Here is a 21,146-nt window from a genome sequence, read left to right as displayed (position 1 = left end):
GCAGCGCTCCCTCTCTCCCCGAGGGAACGTCGTCCGCTCGGGTAAACGGAGACGACTCTCCGAATCATACGCGATACCGCGCGTACAGTGAACCCGTGACCTCGTCGACCTCGTCTCGCCGTGATGCGCGGCAGAACCACGCACGCCTGCTCGGCGAAGCGCGGCGCCTCTTCGCCGAACGCGGCATCGACGCTCCACTCGACGAACTCGCCGCACGCGCCGGCGTCGGCGCCGGCACGGTGTACCGCCACTTCCCGAATCGCGATGCGCTCGTGCGAGAGCTCTACGACACCGCGGTGGGCGAGTTGCACGACCTCGCCCCCGAGATCCTCGGCGCCGAGACGGCGTGGCGATCCGTCGAGCTCTATGTCGAACTCCTCGGGGCCTGGGTCGCCGAGGCGCCCTACCTTCCCGCGGTGATGCGGCGCGTCGCCGAGCTCGACCCGTCGCACCGGCCGGGGGCCGAATTCGAGCAGGTCGTCGAGGGGCTCGTGGCGCGGGCGCAGGCCGAAGGCGCCCTTCGAGCCGACGTCACCGCGGTCGATCTCGGCATGCTCGTCGACATGCTGGGTTCGCTCGGGCAGTACGGTCGCGAATATCTGCCGTACTGGCGGCGTCAACTCACGATCGTGCTCGACGGCCTTCGAGCGCGGCCCGGCACCTCGCCGATGCCGGCTCCGGCGCAGAGTTTCGCGGCATTCCACGACATGTCGCACGCGAAAGGGCCGATCACGCCGTCGACGTGACGCAGATCGACCTCCGAGCGCACCCGGAGGTCGATCTGCGTCATCTCAGGGCAGGCTAGGCGGCGTTGGCGGTCGGGACTGTGCGCCGGGAGCGGATCGTCACCACGGCCGCGGCGGCGAGCACCGCAGCAACCCCCGCGCCGAGGAAGATCGCACGGAACTCGCCGGCCGCGACGACCTCGGCGCTCGCTCCGCTGTCGCTGAGTGCGGCCGACACCGCGCCGCTGACGGCGCCGAGCACGGCGAGACCGAGCGCGCCGCCGATCTGCTGGCTCGTGTTCACGAGACCGCCGGCGAGGCCGGATTCGCCGCCGTCGACCCCGTCGACTGCGAGCTGGGTCGCCGTGACGAAGGCACCGCCGAGGCCGACGCCGATCGCGAGGCTCGGGCCGAGCACGTGCACGAGGAACGCCGCATCGCTCGGCGCCGCAGCGAGCCAGGCGAGACCGCCGGCGAGCACGAGCAGCGATACGGTCAGCACCGGGCGGATGCCGAATCGGGCGACGAGCGGCGGCACGACTCCGGCGACGACTACGAGCGCACCGGCGAGCGGCAGCTGCGAGAGGCCGGCGGCGAGTGCGTCGAAGCCGAGCTGCTCCTGCAGGAAGACCGAGAGCGCGAAGAACAGCGCCACCATCGCCGCACCGACGAGGAGCATGACGAGGTTGCCCGCCGTGACCGCACGATTGCGGAAGAGTACGAGCGGCACGAGCGGCGCCGCCGTGCGTCGCTCGATCGCGACGAATGCGGCGAGCAGCGCGGCGCCGGCACTCAGCAGCGCGATGACGAGCGGATGCGCGAAGCCGAGCGCTTCGGCATTCGACAGGCCGGCGACGAGGGCGACGAGGCCGGCGGTGACGGTTGCGGCACCGGGCAGGTCGAGGGTCGTCTCGGCACCGCGGCGGTCTCGGGCAACGAGGAACGGGATGGCGGCGAGCACGATCGCGCCGATCGGCACGTTCACGAAGAACACGGCCTCCCAACCGAACGCGCCGGTGAGCAGACCGCCGGCGAGCACGCCCGCTGCGCTGCCGGCTCCCGCCACGGCGCCCCAGATGCCGAGCGCCTTCGCGCGGTCGGCAGAGGTCGTGAAGAGCCGGGTCACGAGGGCGAGCGACGCCGGCGCGAGCAGGGCAGCGGATGCCCCTTGCACGGCGCGTGCCGCCAGCAGCCAGGTGCCGTCGAGTGCCAGGCCGGCGGCGACGGATGCAGCGACGAAGCCGATCGTGCCGATGAGGAAGACGTTGCGATGCCCGAACCGGTCGGCGAGTCGGCCGCCGAGGAGCAGGAGGCTTCCGAAGGGGAGCACGTAGGCGGTGATGACCCAGGCGAGCGCGCCCTGATCGAGGCCGAGGTCGCCGCCGAGGCTCGGGATCGCGATGTTGACGATGGAGGCGTCGAGCACCACGAGGAACTGCGCTAGCGCGAGTGCGCCGAGCGCCCACCATCGCAGGTGGGTTCGGCCGGGCGGCGTCGTGTTGATTCGAGACGCCGGACCGGTCGGCGCTGCCGCCACGGTCGATGCGAGAGTGCCCTCGATGGGCGCGGGCAGGCGAGTCGTGTCGTTCATGTGGATTCCAAATCGTTGTCGTGAGTGACCAATCAGTCACTAAAAACGGGAAAGAGCAGCCCACGGCGCGTCGGCTCGTGGGCGATGGCGTCGACTACGACCAGGCGGAGAATGTGGCGAGGTCGAGGAGCACGAGCGGGATCAGTGCGACCCGGCGCATGGCGCGTTCGGACTTCATGGAGCACCTCCTTTCACGAGGTCGGGTGGTACGGGATGGTCAGGCGTCGGTGCCGCGGCGGGCGGAGCCGGACCTGGAGTCGGATGCGGCTTCGAGTCGGGGACCGGTCGCCGCGAAGTCGGGGTGGCGGATGCCGTCCGCGAGGGTCGCGGCCCAGGCCTCGGAGGAGTCGTCGATGCCGAGCGTGACCACGAGGTGGCAGAGCTGGCCGAAGGCGACGAAGCGCTGCACCGCGGCATCCGTCGCACCCGACCTCGTCGACGCGAACTCGGTGACCCGCTGGTAGCCGCGCCGCAGCGCCGCGCCGATCTCGGGCACCTCGACCGCCGACTGCGCGTGCACCTGCAGCATGAGCAGGTCGCGGTCGGCGATGAGCTCGGCGTACGCGCCGCCCATCGAGTCGAGAATCCCGTCGGGCGTCGTCGTGGTGGCATGCTCGACCCCGTCGGCGAGGGAGTCGACGACGCGGTCGTAGCAGGTGTCGAGCGCGCCGACGAAGAGCTGCTCCTTGCTCGGGAAGAGCTTGAAGACGTACGCAGAGGAGATGCGGGCTTCGGCGGCGACGTCGGCGACCGTGGTGCCGCGGTAGCCCGTGCGAGCGAACGCGGCGATCGCGGCGGCGATGACGAGCGGTCGCCGTTCCTCGGCGGTGGAGAGCTTGGTTGCCATATGAGTGACTGTACACTCACTGTTGTTCGAGACGCAAGTCGTCCTCCCCTCGCGCTCGATCCCGGCCGGCGGCTGGTGCTCGCTCAGTGCGCGGTGCGCACCTCGACGAGGTTCGCCCACGGGTCGTCGAACGCGAGCGTGCGCCCGTCATCGCGGGTCGCGACGCGGAAGTGCGCCATGCGCTCGCCGAGTGCGCCGAGGTCGTCGGTGCTCGGCACGACGATCTCGACCTTGCCCAGTCCGAGCGCGAGGCCGCGACGGCCGGCGCCCCGGCTGTTCCACGTGTTCATCGCCATGTGGTGGTGGTAGCCGCCCGCCGAGACGAAGAGGGCCTGGTCGCCCATGCTCGCCGTCGTCTCGAACCCCAGCCGGTCGACGTAGAACTCGCGGGCGCTCGCGACATCGCCCACCGAGAGGTGCACGTGGCCGACCACGGCGTCGCCGAGGCGGTCGGTGGCCGTGGCGGTGACGGATGCCGCGGCATCCGCTGCGCGCTCAGTGAGGTGGTCGCGCAGGTACTCGTTCGGGTCGAGGAAGATCGTCGCCATCTCGATGGAGCCGTGGGTCCAGCTCCACTGCGAGCGGTCGCGGTCGAAGTAGAGCTCGACGCCGTTGCCCTCGGGGTCGGTGAAGTAGAACGCCTCGCTCACGAGATGGTCGGCGCTGCCGGTGAAGGTGCCGGGGTGCTTCGAGGCGACCGAGGCGATCGCGGTCGCGAGCGCCTCGCGCGTGTCGAAGAGGATTGCCGTGTGGAAGAGCCCGGCGCTGCGCGGCCCGGCGTGCTTCAGCTCGGGCGCGTGCTCGAGGATGACGATCGGCGTCGCGCCCCGCCCCATCACGGCGACGGGGCCGTCGTGGCTCAGCAGGTCGAGCGTGACGCCGTCGCGGTAGTAGCGGATCATGGCGTCGAGGTCGCCGACGCGCAGCGTCACGGCACCCATGCCGGTGTCGGCGGCGAGCAGGCCCGCGCCGGCGGGCTGACCGTTAGTTGTAATCACAACTAATGATAACGGATGCCGCGGCGCTCGTATTCCGTCAGGCGCCGAGCGTCAAGCGCCGAGCGTCAAGCGCTCGAGCAGCTCGCGGTAGCGCGCCGCCGTCTGCTCGACGATCTCGTGCGGAAGGGTCGGAGGCTGCTCCGAGACATCCTGATCCCAGTTCGTCGCGAGCCAGTCGCGCACGATCTGCTTGTCGAAGCTCGCCATGCGCAGCTCGGGCGTTGTCGCGGTCGCGTAGGCCTCTGCGTCCCAGTACCGCGAAGAATCCGACGTCAGCACCTCGTCGGCGAGCGTCACGATGCCCGTCGCGCGGTCGGCGCCGAACTCGAACTTGGTGTCGGCGAGCACGAGCCCGCGCGTCTCGGCGATCTCCGACGCCCGCGTGAAGATCTCGAGCGAGAGCTCGCGCAGCTGCGCCGCCGCGACCTCGCCGACCAGCTCGACGGTGCGCTCGTACGACACGTTCACGTCGTGCTCGCCCACGGGAGCCTTCCATGCCGGCGTGTAGATCGGCTCAGGCAGCCGGTCGCCGTTCGAGAGCCCCTCGGGCAACGGGATGCCGCCGATCGCGCCCGTCTGCTGGTACTCCTTCCAGCCGCCGCCCGTGATGAAGCCGCGCACGACGCATTCGATCGGGAACATGTCGAGCGTGTGGCAGAGCGTGCCGCGCTCGGCGAGCTCCGCCGGCACCGGAGGCAGGTCGAGCGCCTGCAACCGGTCGTCGAGCGGCTGCGCCAAGTGGTTCGGCACCTCGGGCAGCTGGTCGAACCACCAGCGCGTGAGGCTCGTGAGCATCGCGCCCTTGCCGGGGATGGCGGGCGAGAGCACCTGATCGTAGGCGCTCACTCGGTCGGTCGCCACGACGAGCACGACCGGCGAGAGGCTCAGCGGGTCGCCCGTCCAGCTGTCGTCATCGACGAGCAGCGCGGTGGGCACGTAGAGGTCGCGCACCTTGCCCGAGTAGACGTGGGTCCAGCCTGGGTGCTCCTGCGATTCGCTCACCCTGCCAGCTTACGAGCGTCTCGCTGGCGCCGGAGTACCCGATGTGCGCACGAGGGCCGACGATGCTCGCGCGAATCGACTGCGCGCGCATCGGGTACTCGGGCGTGCGTGGGCGGTGGGCGCAGCGCGCGCTACTCGGTGACGCGCGCCGCGATGTCCGTGCGGTACTGGCCGCCATCGAGGCTGAGGTGCGAGAGGGCCTCGTACGCGCGGCGGCGCGCTTCGGCGAATCCGTCGCCGACGGCGACCACGTTGAGCACGCGACCGCCCGTGGCGATGAGGGGCAGGTCGTCCGTCGCGGTGCCGGTCTCGCTCGCAGCGCCGATCGCGGTCGCGGCATGGGCCAGGTGCACGCCGGGCACGGATGCCGCAGCCTCGATGCCCTCGATCGCCCGACCGGTCTCGGGCGCCTCGGGATACCCCTCGCTCGCGAGCACGACCGTGACCGCGGCATCCGCCCGGAACACCGGACGCGGCAGCGAGCCGAGCCCGCCGGTCGAGGCGGCGTAGAGCAGGCCCGACAGCGGCGTCTCGAGGCGGGGGAGCACGACCTGCGTCTCGGGGTCGCCGAAGCGAGCGTTGAACTCGATGACGCGAATGCCGCGAGAGGTGAGGATGAGCCCCGCGTAGAGGAGCCCGATGAACGGGGTCTGCTCGGCCGCGAGCTGGCGCACCGTGGGCAGTGCGATCGTCTCGATGACCTCGTCGACGAACGCCTGCTCGCTGCCGAAGCGTCCGCCGCGCCCGTCGTCGGCGTCGGCGAGCCACGGCAGCGGCGAGTACGCGCCCATGCCGCCGGTGTTCGGGCCGGCATCGCCGTCGCGCAGGCGCTTGTAATCCTGCGCGGGCGAGAGTGGCAGCACGTTCGTGCCATCGGAGAGCAGGAAGAGCGAGACCTCCTGGCCGTCGAGGAACTCCTCGATCAGCACGGGGCCCTGCTGCAGGTAGTGGGTGGCGTGCGCGACGGCGGCCGCGCGATCGTCGGTGACGAGCACCCCCTTGCCCGCGGCGAGGCCATCGGCCTTCACGACGTAGGGGGCACCGAACTCGTCGAGCGTCGACTCGACCGCATCGATGGTGTTGGCGAGATTCGCGCGCCCGGTCGGCACTCCGGCCGTCTCCATGATGCGCTTCGCGAAGGTCTTCGAGCCCTCGAGTGCTGCGGCCGCCCTACCCGGACCGAATACCGCGATGCCGCGCGTGCGCAGGGCGTCGGCGACACCGGCGACGAGTGGCGCCTCGGGGCCGATGACGACGAACTCGATGTCGTTGTCGAGTGCGTAGTCGGTGACGAGGCCGGGGTCGGCGGCGTCGAGGGCGATGGTCGTGACGCTGCCACGAGCCGACGAGGTGTGGGATGCCGCGATGCCGGCATTGCCGGGAGCGGCGATGATCTCGTGGCCCGCCTCCTCGTCGAGGAGCGCGAGGATGATGGCGTGCTCGCGCGCGCCCGAGCCGAGGACCAGGATTCTCACCGGTTCAGGCTACCCCGTCGGGCCGCCGCGCGATGCCGTGCGTCAGGTCGGCGGCCGCTGCAGGCGGGCGGGCTGCGAGAATGTGCGGGTGACCTCAGTGAGCCCCGGCGCCGACGATGCGCGAGACCTGCCCGGCACCGACGACGCGGGGTCCGACGCCACCGTGGCAGACCGCACGGAGTCCGCTCCCGAGCCCCGCACCGGCCGGCGCCGCCTCTTCTGGTGGGTGCTCGCGATCGCAGCACTCGTCGTGCTGCTCGACCAGGGCAGCAAGTGGTGGGCTGTGGCCGAACTCGGCGAGGGTCGCACGGTTCCGGTCATCGGCGACCTCATCCGCTTCGTGCTCGTGTACAACCCGGGCGCCGCCTTCTCGATCGGCGCGGGCTTCACCTGGATCTTCGCGGTCCTCGCGGGAGTCGGCGCGATCGTCGTCGCGTGGTTCGCGTGGCGGGTCGGTTCCGTGGCATGGACCGTCGCGCTCGGCCTGCTGCTCGGCGGCGCGATCACCCACCTCGGCGATCGCCTGTTCCGGGAGCCGGGCTTCGGCCGCGGCCACGTCGTCGACTTCATCGGCTACGGCGACCTCTTCATCGGCAATGTCGCCGACATCGCGATCTTCGCGGGCGCGGTGATGATCCTCGTGCTGACGTTCATGGGCATCGCCGTCAAGGGCGGGCGCACCACCGCCGACGCCTGAGCGCGGGGCGCGCTCCGGTGGGAGAATGGGTGACATGGCACGCGTGAGGATCGGCGACGACATCGGACGTGCGGCGATGACCTTCGTGCAGTCGGTCACGGCCGACGGGGCGGATGCCGCGACATCCGTCGACCGATCGACCCTCGCGCTCGCAGTGCGCTACTCGCTGCAGCTGCTCGCCGAGCAGGCGCCCGGAGGCACCGTCGAGGTGCGCGTGCCGCCGTTCGGCGCGGTGCAGTGCATCGAGGGCCCGAAGCACACGCGGGGCACACCGCCGAACGTCGTCGAAACGGATGTCACGACGTGGCTCGCCCTCGCGACGGGCGAGCTGTCGTGGGCCGACGCCCGAGCCGGTGGTCGCGTGCACGCCTCCGGGCAGCGGGCCGACCTCGCCGAGGTGCTGCCGATCGTTCGCTGAACCGGCCGACGCTTCGTCGACGCCGCGGCTCATCGCACCGGGAGCACGAGCGGGGCGCCGGTGCGCGGGTGCGGCACGACGTCGACGGGCTGCCCGTAGACCGCCTCGATGCGTTCCGCCGTGAGGACGTCGGCGGGTGAACCCGTCGCGACGACACGGCCGAGCCGCAGCAGCGTGACGTCGTCGGCGTAGGCGCCCGCGAGATTCAGGTCGTGCAGCACGACCACGACGGTCGCGCCCGCGGCGGCGTGAGCGCGCGCGAGGCGCAGCACGTCCTCCTGGTGCTTCAGGTCGAGCGCCGCAGTCGGCTCGTCGAGGAGCAGTACCGGTGTGCACTGGGCGAGGATGCGCGCGAAGGCGACCCGGGCCCGCTCGCCGCCCGAGAGCGACGGCACGGTGCGGTCGGCGAGATGCGTGACATCCGTGGCCGCCAGTGCCGCGTCGATCGCGAGGTCGTCGTCGTCCGCGGCATCCGTGCCCGCCCACGGGTGCCGGCCCATCGCGACGATCTCGCGAACCGGGAACGGGAAGGAGACGGTGTGCTCCTGCGTCAGCACGGCACGCAGCCGCGAGAGCACCTTCGGCGAGTGGCGCGCGATCGGGGTGCCGTCGAGCAGCACGCCGCCGGCCGCCGGCGCGCGATCGCCCGCGAGTGCCGCGAGCAGGGTCGACTTGCCGGCGCCGTTCGGTCCGATGAGCGCGTGGACGCGACCGGGAACCGCCGTGAAGTCGACCTCGTCGAGCAGCCGCACGCCGTCGATCTCGACGGCGAGGCCGGTGGCGGTCAGGGCGAGGTTCGCCCGGGCATCCGTCGCCGTGCGTGCGCCCGCGCGGGAGCGGTCGATCTGCTGCAGGCGGCTCATCCCCAGCCTCCCGAGCGTCGGCGCGTGCGGCGCAGCAACCAGAAGAAGAACGGCCCGCCGATGAGCGAGGTGAGCATGCCGATCGGCAGGTCCGCCATCGGCACCATCGTGCGTGCGGCGAGGTCGGCGAGCAGCAGCAGGAGCGCGCCGCCGAGCGCGCTCGCGACGAGCAGCGGACGATGCGCTGGGCCGATCACCATGCGCATGAGGTGGGGCACGATGAGCCCGACGAAGGCGATGATGCCCGCGAAGGCGACAGCCGAGCAGACGAGCACGGCCACGACGACGATCGCGATGATGCGCACTGCCTCGACCCGCACGCCGAGGTGTCGCGCGCCACGTTCGCCGAGGGAGAAGAGGTCGAGGGTGCGGCCGAGCACGAGCGCGGCGATGCCGGCGGCGACGACGAGCGGGAGCATGACGGCGACCTCGGGCCAGCGTGCGCCGTTCAGCGAACCGAGCTGCCAGAACACGATCTCCTCACGAGAACCCGTGTCGCCGATGAACGTGAGGAACGCGAGCGCACCGCCGGCGAAGGCGTTGATCGCGATGCCGGTCAGCACGAGCGTCACGATCTCGGTGCGGCCGCCGGCCCGGCTCGCGAGGTAGACGACGAGCGTCGCCCCGAGTCCGGCGATGAAGGCGGCGCTCGCGGTCACCCAGTCGCCGAGGGCGGTCCAGCCCAGCACGATCGCCGCGGCGGCGCCGAGGGCGGCGCCCGCGGAGACGCCCACCACGCCGGGCTCGGCGAGCGGGTTCGCGAAGATCGCCTGCATGACCGTGCCGGCCATCGCGAGCGCCGCGCCGATCAGCAGGGCCATGGCGATGCGCGGGAAACGGATGTTCCAGAGCGCCGAGTCCGTGTTCGGCAGCGCCTCGGGTGCATCGCCGATGCCGAGCGCGCGCAGCAGCGAGTTCCAGACCTCGAGCGGTGCGACCGGCAGCTGGCCGGCGCCCGCCGAGAAGATCACCCCCGCGGCGAGGGCGAGCGCGAGCCCGCCGAAGAGCAGTGCGCGTCTCGAGCGCAGGCCGCCGTTTCCGCCCCGGTCGCTCCGGCCTGGCCGGGCGCCGATCGCGGGCAGCACCTCGTCCGCGGTCGGCGCGGCGGCGACGATGCCGGACTCACTCATCGAGGAAACCCGACTGCGCCGGCGCCCACACCGCCCGGGCGAGCGCCTCGACCACCTGCGGCGCACGGGGCCCGAAGCTCAGGATCTCGGTGTCGGCCATGTCGACGAACCGGCGGTGCACTCCCGCGGGCGTCGAGGCCAGCGCCGGCACGCGCTCGAGGAGTCCGTCGACGCCGCCCACCGAGTCGAGACCGCCGCTCATGAGCAGCACGAGGTCGGGCTGTGCCGCCACGAGTGCCTCCGCGGTGACGGGCCGCATGCCCTGCCAGCCGATCTCGCTCGCGATGTCGACGCCGCCGATCGACTCGATGAGCGAGTCGGCGCCGGACTCGGCGCCGAAGAGGTAGTACACGTTCGCCGAGCCGCGCACGTAGAGGAACGCGATGCGCGGCCGAACGGCCGGGTCTTCGGGGATCGCGGACTCGATGTCGGCGAGCACCCCGGCGAGTTCGGCGTCGACCTGCTCGGCGAGTCGCCGCCCGCGCTCGGGCACGCCCAGCGCCGACGCAACCTGGCCGATGAGCTCGTCGATGTTGTCGAGGCTGCGCTCCGAGGTCGTGATGACCACCGGGATGCCGCTGTCGCGCAGCTGGTCGAGTACGTCGAGCGGACCGAGCGTCGTGTCGGTGATCACGATGCTCGGGTCGAGGGCGAGGATCGCCTCGGCGGTCAGGTTGTGCCCGCCCTGCGTTACCACGGGCAGAGCGGATGCCTCGGCGAACCCCGTCGAGCTGTCACGTCCGACGACGCGGTCGCCGAGGCCGAGGCCGAACACCGTGGCCGCGAGCGACCCTGCGACATCCAGGGCGAGGATCCGCGAGGCGTCCGTCACCGTGACCTCGGTGCCCTCGTCGTCGGTGACGGTCGTCGGCAGCTTCGGCGACTCGTCCGACGAGATCACCGGCAGCGCGGCGTCGGCCAGGCACGCGGTCGACGGGCCCTCGACAGTGCGCGGGGCCTCGTCGATCGAAAGTGCTGCGAACGGCACCGCGCTCGCTTGGCACTGCGGCTCGGCGACGGATCCGGATGCAGCGGTGGCGCAGCCGCTCGTGAGCATCGCGGCGACGACCAGAAGGGCGGCGATCATCGAGCGCGGAGTGCGCCGGTGAGCAGGAGTGTGAGTCGGAGAGAGAGCCAAGTGAGGTTAGCCTTACCTTAAAGTTGACAGCGCGGCGTGATCACTCTAGCGTCCTTCTTAGCTGAGGCTTACCTAACTCGGCCATCCCTGATCACCCCTTCGCGACGCTCGGAGCGCACTGCGCGCACCGCTGCTTCGCCCTGCCTGGAGGACCGCGTCGTGAAGACACCGTCATCGACATCCACCCACTCGGGAGGGCGCTGGCTCGCTGCCGCCCTCGCGGCGCTGCTCGCCCTCGGTGGCTCGACGCTCGCCGGCGCACCGGCGTTCGCCGACGAACTCGCGCCGGAGACCGTCTCGCAGGAGTCTGCGCCGCAACTCGCTGCACCGGTGGCGGATCCGGTGACACCGGAAGAGGCGGCGCAGGAAGCCGAAGCGCCGGCGGCTGCGCCAGAGGACGCAGCGCAGGAAGTGGCGCCCGTCGTCGCCGAGTCACCCGTGGCCACCGAATCGCCCGTCTCCGTCGCCGCCGCTGCCGAGCCGGTGCTGAGCGTCACCCCGGCGACCGACGTCGATCCCGCCGTCGAGCACACGTTCACGGTGTCCGGCGCCGGATACGTCGGCCCTGGTGCTGCGAACGGCGCCTATGTGCTGCTCGGTGAGGCTGGCATCTGGAACGGCGAGGGTCCGCTCGTGGCGGAGGGCTGGCTGAGCATGGCATGGGTGCCCGCGGCGAGGATGGTCGACGGCGCCTTCACCACGACGATGAAGGTGCCGGCAGGCTCCTTCGATCCGGCGAAGCAGTACGTCGTCGCGACATCCGCTGCGCACGGGCTCTCGGTCACCGACCGTTCGCTCGATGCCTTCGCGCCGATCGCCATCGCCCAGCCGGAGCCGGAGCCCGTGACGCCGACCGTGACCGTCTCGAAGACGAGCAAGCTGAACGCCTCGGGTGAGACCGTCACGGTCTCCGGCGTCGGGTTCGTTCCCGATGCGCCGGCGACCGACGGAGTGCGTCCGCCGCTCGCCGGCAGGTTCGCCGGTGCCTACGTGGTCTTCGGCTCGTTCCTCGAGAACTGGAAGCCCAGCGCGGGTGCGCCGTCGTCGGCACGAGCGGCCGCCTCGCAGAGGTGGGCCGTCGATGCGGCGGATGTCGCCGCCATCGGCGGTGCCGCCGCCGGCGCGATCGCGGTCGGCGCCGACGGCTCGTTCGAGGTGGAACTGACGGTGCGCGAGTTCGACACGGCGCTCGCCGACGGCAACTACGGCGTGTACACCTACGCGGGCAGCGGAGCGAAGGTCGCCGCGTTCGAGACCTACACGCCGATCTCCTTCGCCGACGAGGTCACGCCGCCGACGACGCCGCCCACCACTCCGCCGACGACCCCGCCGACCTCGCCGGGCACGAGTGCTCCGGTCGCAAGCGGCTCCCTCTCATGGGGAGTGTCGGGCGACTTCCGCGACTACATCCTCGGCACGACCGCGAAGGGCTCGATCTCGGTCGGAGGTGGCGCGACGCAGTCGGCCGGGGCCTTCCAGTTCGGCCAGACGGGAGGCACGTACAGTCCGATCACGGGAACCGGTACTGCCGGCTACGCCGGATCGGTGCGGTTCACCGGCCACGGCGGGCTGCTCGACCTGACCTTCGCGAACCCGACCCTGCGTGCGGTCACCGCGACCAGCGGAGTGCTCGAACTCACGGTCGACGGTTCCCGGGTCGACTTCGCGACCGTCGATCTCGGAGCGGCATCGAAGTCCATCGCGAGCGGGGCGACGAGGTTCGCGGGGGCGCCCGTGACACTCACCGCGGCCGGTGCGACCGCCTTCGACGGCTACTACTCGGCCGGCAAGCTGCTCGACCCGCTCACCGCGGTCGTCGGCACGCCAGGATCTGCACCCGCCGGCAACTCGGGAACGGTGGCATCCGCGGCACGTGCCGCTTCGCCCACGGTCGTGCCGCCGACCCCGCCCGCCACGACCGGCATCGAACTCGATGCGGCGACGCTCGCCGCGCTCATCGAGGGCAAGCCGGTCACGGTGACCGCCGATGGTTTCCAGCCCGACGAGACCGGCATCATGGTCGTCGTCTACTCGACGCCGACGGTGCTCGCGCGCGACCTCGGCGCCGACGCGAACGGCGTGGTCAGCTGGACGGGCAGCCTGCCCGCCGGCCTCGAAGCCGGCGAGCACACGCTCACCTTCCAGGGCTCGATCGCGAAGGGCATCCGCTTCACGCTCGCGACCGCCGCCGGGATGTGCGCCGTCACGTCCGCGACGCTCGACTGGGGCTTCAAGGAGTCGTTCCTGCAGTACCTCGAGGGCGGTATCGCCAACGGCGAGTGGACGGTCACCGGCGTGAGCGAGTCCGACGGCGTCTTCTCGTTCGCGAGCGGCACCGGATCGATCGAAGGGAACACGGGCCGCGGGCTCGTCACGTTCCCCGGCTCCGTGAAGTTCACCGGCCATGATGGCGCGCTCGACACGACGATCACGAATCCCGTGGTCGAACTCGCCGGCGGCGACGAGGGCTACCTGCGCCTCGACGTGACCGGCACGACGCAAGACGGTCAGCCCGTCACCGTGCAGTCCGTGCGGTTCGCGACGCTCGATCTCGCGGGTGCGCTCTCGCGTGAGGGAGCTGCGCTCGTGGCGACGGCGGCTCCGGCCGTCTTCACCGAGGAGGGGGCCGCCGCCTTCGGCACCTACACCGCGGGCGAGGAGCTCGACCCGGTGTCGTTCTCGATCACCCTCCCCGCCGACTGCGGCATCGAAGCGAAGGCGGATGCCGCGAAGCCCGAGGTGCAGCCCGCAGCCTCCACGCAGCTCGAAGCGCAGACCACAGCGGCCGACGGGTCGGCGAACTGGCTCATCTGGCTCGCTGCGGTACTGATGGTGCTGGCGATCGTGGCGATCATCGCGTTCGTGGTTCTGCGGAAGCGCCGCGCCACCGCCTGAGGTGATCCGGCTCGCCGGGGAATCTCGAGAGACGGGAGGCTCACCCGCCGGGTGAGCCTCCCGTCGCCGATTCAGCACGGGTGCGGGACAATGGAAGGGTGACCGATCCCTCGAACGCCGCCGAACCCGTCGACCGCCGCCCAGCACCGGGTGTGCCCGGCGATGCGGGCGCCGTCGAGGGCGCACGCGACCCGATCGAGACCGAGGTCGCTCGTGACACCGTGACGGTGCGCCGGGCCCCCCGTTACTCGCGGTTCATCTTGCTGGGCGCGTTCGTCGGCGTCGTCGTGGCGCTGATTCTCACCGTCGCCTTCCCCGACAACGACGAGTTCGACAAGGGGCAGATCTTCGGCTTCCTGCTGCTCGCGTGCGCCACGGTCGGCGTCGCGCTCGGCGCGGTCATCGCGCTCATCATCGACCGTGCGACTTCGCGTCGTGCCGCCTCGGTGACCGTCGAGCACGAGACGATCCACCCCGTCGACCAGTAGCGGCGCGCCTCTGTGGAGAGCCATGCCGCCACGCGGCATCCGTCTCGGGAGGCGCGACGACTCAGGAGAGCTGCGTGCGCTCCACCCAGCCGAGGTACTCCTCGCTCACCGTGCCGGTGACGTACTCGCCCGTGAAGCACGACAGGTCGAGCTGCTCGATCGACGTGCCCTGGGTGATCGCCGCCTGCAGGTCGGCGACCTCTTGGAAGATCATGTGATCGGCGTTCAGCTCGGAGGCGATCTCGGGGATCTTGCGGTCGTAGGCGATGAGTTCCTGCCGACTCGGCATGTTGATGCCGTAGACGTGCGGGTAGCGCACCGGGGGAGCGGCCGAGGTGAACGTCACCTTGTTCGCCCCGGCGGCCCTGGCCATCTCGACGATCTCCTTCGAGGTCGTGCCGCGCACGATCGAGTCGTCGACGATGAGGATGTTCTTGCCCTTGAACTCGGTGCCCATGGCGTTGAGCTTCTGGCGCACCGAGCGCTTGCGCTCGGCCTGGCCGGGCATGATGAACGTGCGGCCGACGTAGCGGTTCTTGTAGAAGCCCTCGCGGTACTCGATGCCGAGCTTCTGCGCGACCTGCATCGCCGCGGGGCGTGAGGAGTCGGGGATCGGCATGACGACGTCGATGTCACCCTTGTCCATATGGGTCTCGATGGTCGTCGCGAGCCGGTCGCCCATGCGCAGACGTGCTTCGTAGACCGAGATGCCGTTCATGATCGAGTCGGGGCGTGCCAGATAGACGTACTCGAACGAGCACGGCACGAGCTGCGTGTTCTTCGCGCACTGCTTCGAGATCATCTGGCCGTCGAGCCCGATGAAGATCGCCTCTCCGGGGCGTACGTCGCGCACGATCTCGTAGCCGCCCGACTCGAGCACGAGCGATTCGGATGCCACGATCCATTCGTCTCTGCCGTTGTCGGCGGTGCGCCGGCCGAGGATGAGGGGGCGGATGCCGAAGGGGTCGCGGAACGCGAGGAGTCCGTAGCCGGCGATCAGCGCGATGACGGCGTACGAACCCTCGACGCGCTCGTGCACCTGCTCGACCGCCGTGAAGACCTGGTCGGGATCGAGGTCGAGCCCGGTGATCTGGCCCTGGAGCTCGGTGGCGAGCACGTTGAGCAGCATCTCGGTGTCGCTCGTCGAGTTGACGTGGCGACGGTCGATGCGGAAGAGGTCTTCGGAGAGCTCGCGGGTGTTCGTGAGGTTGCCGTTGTGCACGAGGATGATGCCGTAGGGCGCGTTCACGTAGAACGGCTGCGCCTCTTCTTCGCGCTCGGCGGCGCCCTTGGTCGTGTACCGCACGTGCCCGAGCCCGATGTTGCCGATGAGCGAGCGCATGTCACGGGTGCGGAACGCCTCGCGCACCTGCCCGCGCGCCTTGGCCATGTGGAACACGGGCCCGTCGGCGGTCGCGATGCCGGTCGAATCCTGGCCGCGGTGCTGCAGGAGCAGCAGGCTGTCGTAGATCTGCTGGTTGGCCGGTTCAGTGGAGACGATGCCGACAATGCCGCACATGCGAGCGATGGCTCCTCGAAGGTGGGGGAAGCGTCCGAGCAGGACGAGACAATCTTCCCATACCTCGGATGCGGGAACGCCGGGCGTCGGCTGGTGCGCCGACGGGTGCCGCGACGGCGACGTCGCAGCACCCGGGTGAGCCTGATCAGTGGACGAGTCGTTCCGACCCGGGTGCCGGAACGCCGGCCGGGAGCGCGATGGCGGCCACCACGGCGGCGAGCACGGCGAGCACGATCGCGGCCGCGAATCCGAACCCGATTCCGGATGCTGCGATGGCGCCGAGAGCCGTGACACCCACCGCGGCACCGAGCTCGTGGAAGGAGTTCAGCACGCCGGATGCCGTGCCCGCCTCCGCATGGTCGACGTGAGAGAGGGCGGTGGTGCTCGCGCAGACGAACGTCGCGCCGAGCCCGGCGGATGCGATCGTCATTCCGGCGATGGCGAGCACGCTGCTGTCGAGTCCGGCGATCGCGACCGTCGTCGCGACGAGTCCGACCGCTGCGATGAGCAGGGCGATCGGCGCGATCCGTCGGGCCCCGACACGACCGACGAGGCGACCGGCGAGGTGCGAGCCGGCGATCACCGAGACGGAGATCGGCAGGAATGCCAGCCCCGTCGCGATCGGCGACCAGCCCGCGGCATCCTGCAGCTGGAATGAGAAGAGGAAGAAGCCGCCGACGAGCAGTGCGGTCGCCACGAACATGAGCGTGGAGCCCGTCGCGACCGGGCGGGAGGTGAGCAGGCCGAGGCGCACGAGCGGCCTGCGCCATGCTGACCTCTTCGGCGTTGCCGCTGCGCCGAGCACGAGCGGCAGCGCGATGGCGAGCGCGAGACCGACCGGCACGTTGATGAAGAAGATCCACCGCCATCCGGGTCCCCCCGCGAGCAGTCCGCCGAGGAGCACGCCGACGGCAGCGCCCGAGCCGCCGACGGCGCCCCAGACGGCGAGGGCGCGATGGCGTGCGCCTCCGGTGAATCGGTGCAGCAGCGCGGCGAGCGCGGCGGGCGACATGAGCGCGGCGCCGACCCCTTGCGCAACCCGTGCGATGAGGAAGGTGGTCGATTCGGTGGCGAGGCCTGCGGCGAGGGAGGCGATCGTGAAGATGCCGAGCCCGATGAGCAGCGTGCGGCGGGTGCCGAAGAGATCGGCGATGCGGCCGCCGAGAATGAGCAGGCCGCCGAACGGCACGGCGTACGCGGCGATCGCCCAGCCGGCCATCGCCGTCGTCAGGGCGAGCTCGCGACTGAGCATGGGCAGCGCGACGTTCACGACGGTGACGTCGAGCACGAGCATCGCCTGGGCGATCGCGAGCACGGTGAGGGCGAGGCGACCGCCGCGGATCGAACCGGAGTCGCCGGAGTCGCCGTGGCCGACGTGCTCGTGCTGCTGCTGTTGTGGCAGAGCAGGCGGCTCGGGTTCGACGTGGGTGTCGTGCGGGTGAGAGGGCGTGGGCATCGTGGGATCCGATCTCGAACAGTCGTGTACGGGTTTTAAGTCATACAGCACTGTTTGAGATAAGGTCAAGTGGTGAGCGAATCCTCGGCGCGACCCCTCCGCAGCGATGCCGTGCGCAATCGCGAGTCGATCCTCGAAGCCGCCGTCGGCTGTTTCACCGAGAACCCGCAGGCGAGCATGGGCGACGTCGCGAAGGCCGCCGGAGTCGGCCGCGTCACGGTCTACGGCCACTTCTCATCCCGTGACGAGCTGCTCGAGACGGTGCTCGTGCGCACGATCGAACGGTCCGAGGCCGAACTCGCCGCCGTCGACGTCTCAGGCGACGCGCTCGCCGCGGTCGAACGACTGGTGCACCGTTCGTGGCGCATCGTCGATCGCTTCCACCGCCTGCTCGGCGCGGCTGAGGAATCGCTCTCGAACGAGCGCATCCTCGCGCATCACGCGCAGCCGATGGCGCGCTTCGAGGCGCTGATCGAGCGAGGTCAGCGCGACGGGGTGATTCGCGCCGAACTCGACGCGGCGTGGCTGTCGAGCTGCGTCACCGCGCTGCTCCACACCGCGGCAGGCGAGCTGCGCGGCGGTCGCCTCGCTGAACGCGACGCCGACCGCGTGGTCGCGGCGACGGTCGTCGCGCTGCTCGGCGCCTGAGCCGCCGGCGCGCGGCGCCGGGCGCTCGGGCTCGGTTCCACGGGATCGGTTCGCCTCGAGGTCTTGCTTCTGGAGTTAATTTAGGTCTAAATTAACTCCAGACCTGCACGACCGATTCATCCGAGGACTCAATGGCGATCCGCTCCACCATCCGCACCGATCTCAATCGATCGGCGATCCTCGCGCAGCTGGGTGCCAACGGCCCCGCCTCGCGCGCCGACCTCGCACGGGTGCTGGCCGTCTCCCCGGCCCTCATGACCCAGCTCGTGAAGGACCTGATCGCCGACGGGCTCGTCGTCGAACTCGAGCAGGCGCCCTCGAACGGCGGCCGGCCCGCGCGGATGCTCGGACTCGCGACGTCCTCGGGCCGGGCCATCGGCGTGAAGGTCGTCGCCGACCACGTCGCCTTCGTCGAGGTCGGTATCGACGGCCGCGTGCTGCGCTCCGCGAGCGAGCCGTTCGACGCGTCGTCGAGCACTTACCTCACCGATCTCGTCGAGCGCATCAGGGGCTTCATCTCCGACGGCTCCGGCGCGACGCTCCTCGGCGTGGGGGTGGGCGTCCCGGGCACCGTCGACCAGCCGGGCGACGGCATCGTGGACGCGCCCCAACTGGGATGGACGAGTGTCGAGCTCGGCCGCGCGCTCCGACGCGCGCTCGACCTGCCGGTGATCGTCGAGAACAACGTGAATGCGCTGGCCGTCGCAGAGCGGCTCTTCGGGCTCGGCCGCGCCCACGACAACTTCCTGGTCGTCACGATCGGCACGGGCATCGGGGCCGGCATCGTCGTCGACGGCAGCGTGCTGCGGGCCGCCTCGGGGGGCGCCGGCGAGATCGGCCACATCCCGATCAGTGACGACGGGCCGCGGTGCAGCTGCGGCAATGACGGATGCCTCGAGGCGTACATCGGCGAAACGGCCCTCGTCGCTCACGGGCGCGAACTGGGCGTCATCCCTGCGGGCGGGGGCATCGTCGAGTTGCACGCCGCCGCCGAGTCGGGCGATGAGCGGGCGATCGGCGTCTTCCGAGACGCGGGTCGGTTGCTGGGTCGCACCCTCGCGGGCGTCGTGCACATGATCGATCCGGGGCTCGTCGTGGTGCTCGGCGAGGGCACCGCCTCGTGGCAGCACTGGTCTCCCGGCTTCGAGCCGGCCTTCCGCTCGCACCTCCTGCGCCACCGGCGAAGCCTCCCGGTCGAGATCGAGACGTGGCAGGACGAGAGCTGGGCTCAGGGTGCGGCCGCCCTCGTGCTCGCGACGCCCTTCGACTCCGCCGGGGCATCGGGCGACCAGGGCCGGCTGATCCGCGCACGGCTCGTCGAACAGGCCGGCCGATCATGACGTCGCTCGTCGGCGAGGCGGTCGCGGATGCCCGGGGGAAGCCCGTGTCGTCCGCGGGCGCAGTCCCGGGGCATCCGCCGGCCGGCCGTGCACACCGCGCTCGCCGATCGAGGCGTCGCTATGCCCTGACCGTGCTCGCGTTCCTCCTTCCGAGCGCCATCCCGCTGGTGCTCTTCGTGCTCGGGCCGATGGTCGCGGCAGCGTGGATCAGTCTCACCGAGTGGAATCTGCTCTCGCCCGCGAAATGGGTCGGGCTCGACAACTACGTGACGCTGCTCACCGACCCCGAGACGGCCGACGTCTTCGTGCACACGGTGTACTACATCGTCGGCTACCTGCCCCTCGTCTACGTCGGCGGCCTCGCGCTCGCGATCGCGCTGAACTCGGCACTGCGCGGCCGCACGCTCTTGCGCGGGATCTACTTCCTTCCGGTGATCACGAGCTGGATCGTCGTCGCCCTCGTCTGGCGATGGCTGCTGAACCCCAGCAATGGGGTGGTGAACACGGTGCTGGGCTTCTTCGGCATCGACGGGCCCGGATGGTGGTCGGATCCGGCCTGGGCGATGCCGTCGATCATCCTCGCGTCGGCGTGGAAGGACCTCGGCTTCGTGATGGTGATCCTGCTCGCCGGACTTCAGGCGATCGACCCCGAACTGCTCGATGCCGCCCGGGTCGACGGCGCGGGCTGGTGGCGGCGGCTCTTCTCGATCACGTTGCCGCTGCTCTCGCCCGCGACGTTCTTCGTCGTCGTGATCTCGCTCATCAACGGGTTCCAGGTCTTCGATCAGGTCTACGCGATGACCGGCGGAGGCCCCGGCGGCGCGACCCAGGTGGTCGTGCAGCAGATCTACGACCTCACCTTCAGGTACGGCAAGGCCGGTGAGGCATCCGCCCTCTCGTGGCTGCTCTTCATCGTGATCCTCGCGGTCACCGTCGTACAGATCCGCGGCCAGCGCAAGTGGGTGAACTATGGCTGAGACGACCCTCCGACCGACGCACCCCCGTGCCATCGCTGCGCGCACCGCTGCGGCACGTGCTGCGATGGGCCGCAGTGTGCTGCTGCACACCGTCGTGGTGATCGGCGCCCTCGTGATGTTCTTCCCCTTCTACTGGACGCTCGTCACCTCGCTGACCCCCGGGTCGGGGCTCGGCACGACCCCGTCGCTCGTGCCGGCGAACCCCGGCTTCGACGCCTATGTGCAGCTCTTCCAGCAGGTGCCGTTCGCCCGGGTCGTCGGCAACAGCATGCTGCTCGCCGTCATCACGACACTCGTGCAGTTGTTCACGAGTGCGACTGCGGCCTACGCATTCAGCCGCCTCCCGTTCCCTGGGCGCACCGTCGTGTTCGGCGTGTACCTCGCGACGATGATGATCCCGCTGCAGGTGCTCGTCGTGCCGCTCTTCGCCGAGCTCAAGGCATTCGGGCTCGTCGACACCTACCTCGGCGCGCTCCTGCCCACCTTCGCGGCGGCGTTCGGCATCTTCCTGCTGCGCCAGGCGATGAACCAGGTCCCCGTCGAGCTCGACGAAGCCGCCGCCCTCGACGGCGCCGGCCACTTCCGGATCTTCTGGACGGTGATCCTGCCGAACATCAGGCCGGCGCTCGCCACGCTCGCGGTGTTCGCGTTCATGGGGAGCTGGAACAGCTTCCTCTGGCCGCTCGTCGTGCTGCGCTCGCCAGAGTTGCAGACGCTTCCCGTCGCGCTCGCCGGGTTGCAGGGCCAGTTCACGACGCAGTGGGACATCGTCATGGCCGGTTCCGTCATCAGCATTCTGCCGATGCTCGCGATCTACCTCTTCGCACAGAAGTACGTCATCCAGGGTGTCGCCAATGCCGGCCTGAAATGACCGGCCGGGCGCGCCGGCCTCTGCTCGCGCACCATCCGCTCGCGCACCATCCGTTCCGCTCCACCCGT

At 70.7% G+C, this 21,146-nt stretch carries 19 protein-coding genes; 9 read left to right on the top strand and 10 right to left on the bottom strand.

The features are described from left to right. Nucleotides 1–95 precede the first annotated feature (95 nt). Nucleotides 96–746, top strand: coding sequence for a TetR/AcrR family transcriptional regulator (locus AC6CH0_RS03350; RefSeq protein WP_498098275.1), 651 nt, complete (start codon nucleotides 96–98; stop codon nucleotides 744–746). Nucleotides 747–801: 55 nt separating this feature from the next. Here AC6CH0_RS03350 and AC6CH0_RS03345 read toward each other — a convergent pair whose 3' ends face one another. The 5 genes from AC6CH0_RS03345 to purD form a co-directional block, all read right to left on the bottom strand. Continuing rightward, on the bottom strand, nucleotides 802–2,316 hold the full coding sequence (locus AC6CH0_RS03345; RefSeq protein WP_498098274.1) for a DHA2 family efflux MFS transporter permease subunit: 1,515 nt from the start codon (nucleotides 2,314–2,316) through the stop codon (nucleotides 802–804). 217 nt (nucleotides 2,317–2,533) lie between these two features. Further along, the gene (locus AC6CH0_RS03340) at nucleotides 2,534–3,163 is read right to left on the bottom strand and encodes a TetR/AcrR family transcriptional regulator (protein ID WP_498098273.1); all 630 of its coding nucleotides are present in this window, start codon (nucleotides 3,161–3,163) and stop codon (nucleotides 2,534–2,536) included. Nucleotides 3,164–3,246: 83 nt separating this feature from the next. After that, entirely contained in the window at nucleotides 3,247–4,104 is an 858-nt protein-coding gene (locus tag AC6CH0_RS03335) for a VOC family protein (RefSeq protein ID WP_498101004.1), read from the bottom strand. A 108-nt stretch (nucleotides 4,105–4,212) separates the two neighbouring features. Further along, nucleotides 4,213–5,163: a phosphoribosylaminoimidazolesuccinocarboxamide synthase gene (locus AC6CH0_RS03330; protein ID WP_498098272.1), complete on the bottom strand. Its 951-nt coding sequence runs from the start codon at nucleotides 5,161–5,163 to the stop codon at nucleotides 4,213–4,215. A 131-nt stretch (nucleotides 5,164–5,294) separates the two neighbouring features. Beyond that, a complete protein-coding gene (gene purD, locus AC6CH0_RS03325; RefSeq protein ID WP_498098271.1) occupies nucleotides 5,295–6,638 on the bottom strand; it encodes a phosphoribosylamine--glycine ligase in 1,344 nt (447 codons plus the stop codon). An 88-nt stretch (nucleotides 6,639–6,726) separates the two neighbouring features. On the opposite strand from purD, the gene AC6CH0_RS03320 reads away from it, so the two are divergent. Together AC6CH0_RS03320 and AC6CH0_RS03315 are read left to right on the top strand one after the other, a co-directional pair. Further along, a complete protein-coding gene (locus tag AC6CH0_RS03320) occupies nucleotides 6,727–7,335 on the top strand; it encodes a signal peptidase II (RefSeq protein WP_498098270.1) in 609 nt (202 codons plus the stop codon). Nucleotides 7,336–7,369: 34 nt separating this feature from the next. Continuing rightward, on the top strand, nucleotides 7,370–7,753 hold the full coding sequence (locus AC6CH0_RS03315; protein ID WP_498098269.1) for a sterol carrier family protein: 384 nt from the start codon (nucleotides 7,370–7,372) through the stop codon (nucleotides 7,751–7,753). Between the two features lie 29 nt (nucleotides 7,754–7,782). Here AC6CH0_RS03315 and AC6CH0_RS03310 read toward each other — a convergent pair whose 3' ends face one another. Genes AC6CH0_RS03310 through AC6CH0_RS03300 form a run of 3 tightly spaced genes read right to left on the bottom strand, consistent with a single transcriptional unit; the run spans nucleotide 7,783 to nucleotide 10,833 of the window. After that, nucleotides 7,783–8,616 (bottom strand): heme ABC transporter ATP-binding protein, encoded by an 834-nt coding sequence (locus AC6CH0_RS03310; protein WP_498098268.1) that lies wholly within the window; start codon nucleotides 8,614–8,616, stop codon nucleotides 7,783–7,785. After that, on the bottom strand, nucleotides 8,613–9,746 hold the full coding sequence (locus AC6CH0_RS03305; RefSeq protein ID WP_498098267.1) for a FecCD family ABC transporter permease: 1,134 nt from the start codon (nucleotides 9,744–9,746) through the stop codon (nucleotides 8,613–8,615). The genes AC6CH0_RS03310 and AC6CH0_RS03305 overlap by 4 nt, the downstream gene beginning before the upstream one ends. After that, nucleotides 9,739–10,833: a heme/hemin ABC transporter substrate-binding protein gene (locus AC6CH0_RS03300; protein WP_498098266.1), complete on the bottom strand. Its 1,095-nt coding sequence runs from the start codon at nucleotides 10,831–10,833 to the stop codon at nucleotides 9,739–9,741. Before AC6CH0_RS03300 ends, AC6CH0_RS03305 begins: the two co-directional genes overlap by 8 nt. 210 nt (nucleotides 10,834–11,043) lie before the next feature. On the opposite strand from AC6CH0_RS03300, the gene AC6CH0_RS03295 reads away from it, so the two are divergent. Beyond that, nucleotides 11,044–13,779 (top strand): HtaA domain-containing protein, encoded by a 2,736-nt coding sequence (locus AC6CH0_RS03295; RefSeq protein WP_498098265.1) that lies wholly within the window; start codon nucleotides 11,044–11,046, stop codon nucleotides 13,777–13,779. 98 nt (nucleotides 13,780–13,877) lie between these two features. Further along, nucleotides 13,878–14,267: a hypothetical protein gene (locus AC6CH0_RS03290; RefSeq protein ID WP_498098264.1), complete on the top strand. Its 390-nt coding sequence runs from the start codon at nucleotides 13,878–13,880 to the stop codon at nucleotides 14,265–14,267. A 61-nt stretch (nucleotides 14,268–14,328) separates the two neighbouring features. On the opposite strand, the gene purF is transcribed toward AC6CH0_RS03290, so the two are convergent. Beyond that, on the bottom strand, nucleotides 14,329–15,786 hold the full coding sequence (gene purF / locus AC6CH0_RS03285; protein WP_498098263.1) for an amidophosphoribosyltransferase: 1,458 nt from the start codon (nucleotides 15,784–15,786) through the stop codon (nucleotides 14,329–14,331). A gap of 145 nt (nucleotides 15,787–15,931) precedes the next feature. Further along, nucleotides 15,932–17,242, bottom strand: a complete 1,311-nt coding sequence (locus AC6CH0_RS03280) for an MFS transporter (protein WP_498098262.1) — start codon at nucleotides 17,240–17,242, stop codon at nucleotides 15,932–15,934. Nucleotides 17,243–17,314: 72 nt separating this feature from the next. On the opposite strand from AC6CH0_RS03280, the gene AC6CH0_RS03275 reads away from it, so the two are divergent. The 4 genes from AC6CH0_RS03275 (at nucleotide 17,315) to AC6CH0_RS03260 (ending at nucleotide 21,078) form a co-directional block, all read left to right on the top strand. Further along, nucleotides 17,315–17,890 carry a TetR/AcrR family transcriptional regulator gene (locus AC6CH0_RS03275; protein ID WP_498098261.1) on the top strand — a complete coding sequence of 192 codons (576 nt, stop codon included), beginning with the start codon at nucleotides 17,315–17,317 and terminating at the stop codon, nucleotides 17,888–17,890. Nucleotides 17,891–18,021: 131 nt separating this feature from the next. After that, on the top strand, nucleotides 18,022–19,230 hold the full coding sequence (locus AC6CH0_RS03270) for an ROK family protein (protein ID WP_498098260.1): 1,209 nt from the start codon (nucleotides 18,022–18,024) through the stop codon (nucleotides 19,228–19,230). Continuing rightward, nucleotides 19,227–20,207: a carbohydrate ABC transporter permease gene (locus AC6CH0_RS03265; RefSeq protein WP_498098259.1), complete on the top strand. Its 981-nt coding sequence runs from the start codon at nucleotides 19,227–19,229 to the stop codon at nucleotides 20,205–20,207. Before AC6CH0_RS03270 ends, AC6CH0_RS03265 begins: the two co-directional genes overlap by 4 nt. Beyond that, nucleotides 20,200–21,078 carry a carbohydrate ABC transporter permease gene (locus AC6CH0_RS03260; protein ID WP_498098258.1) on the top strand — a complete coding sequence of 293 codons (879 nt, stop codon included), beginning with the start codon at nucleotides 20,200–20,202 and terminating at the stop codon, nucleotides 21,076–21,078. Before AC6CH0_RS03265 ends, AC6CH0_RS03260 begins: the two co-directional genes overlap by 8 nt. The last annotated feature ends 68 nt before the right edge of the window (nucleotides 21,079–21,146 follow it).

It is taken from the genome of Agromyces sp. GQ35, assembly GCF_059758475.1.
This window is presented reverse-complemented; position numbering and strand designations above follow the sequence as displayed.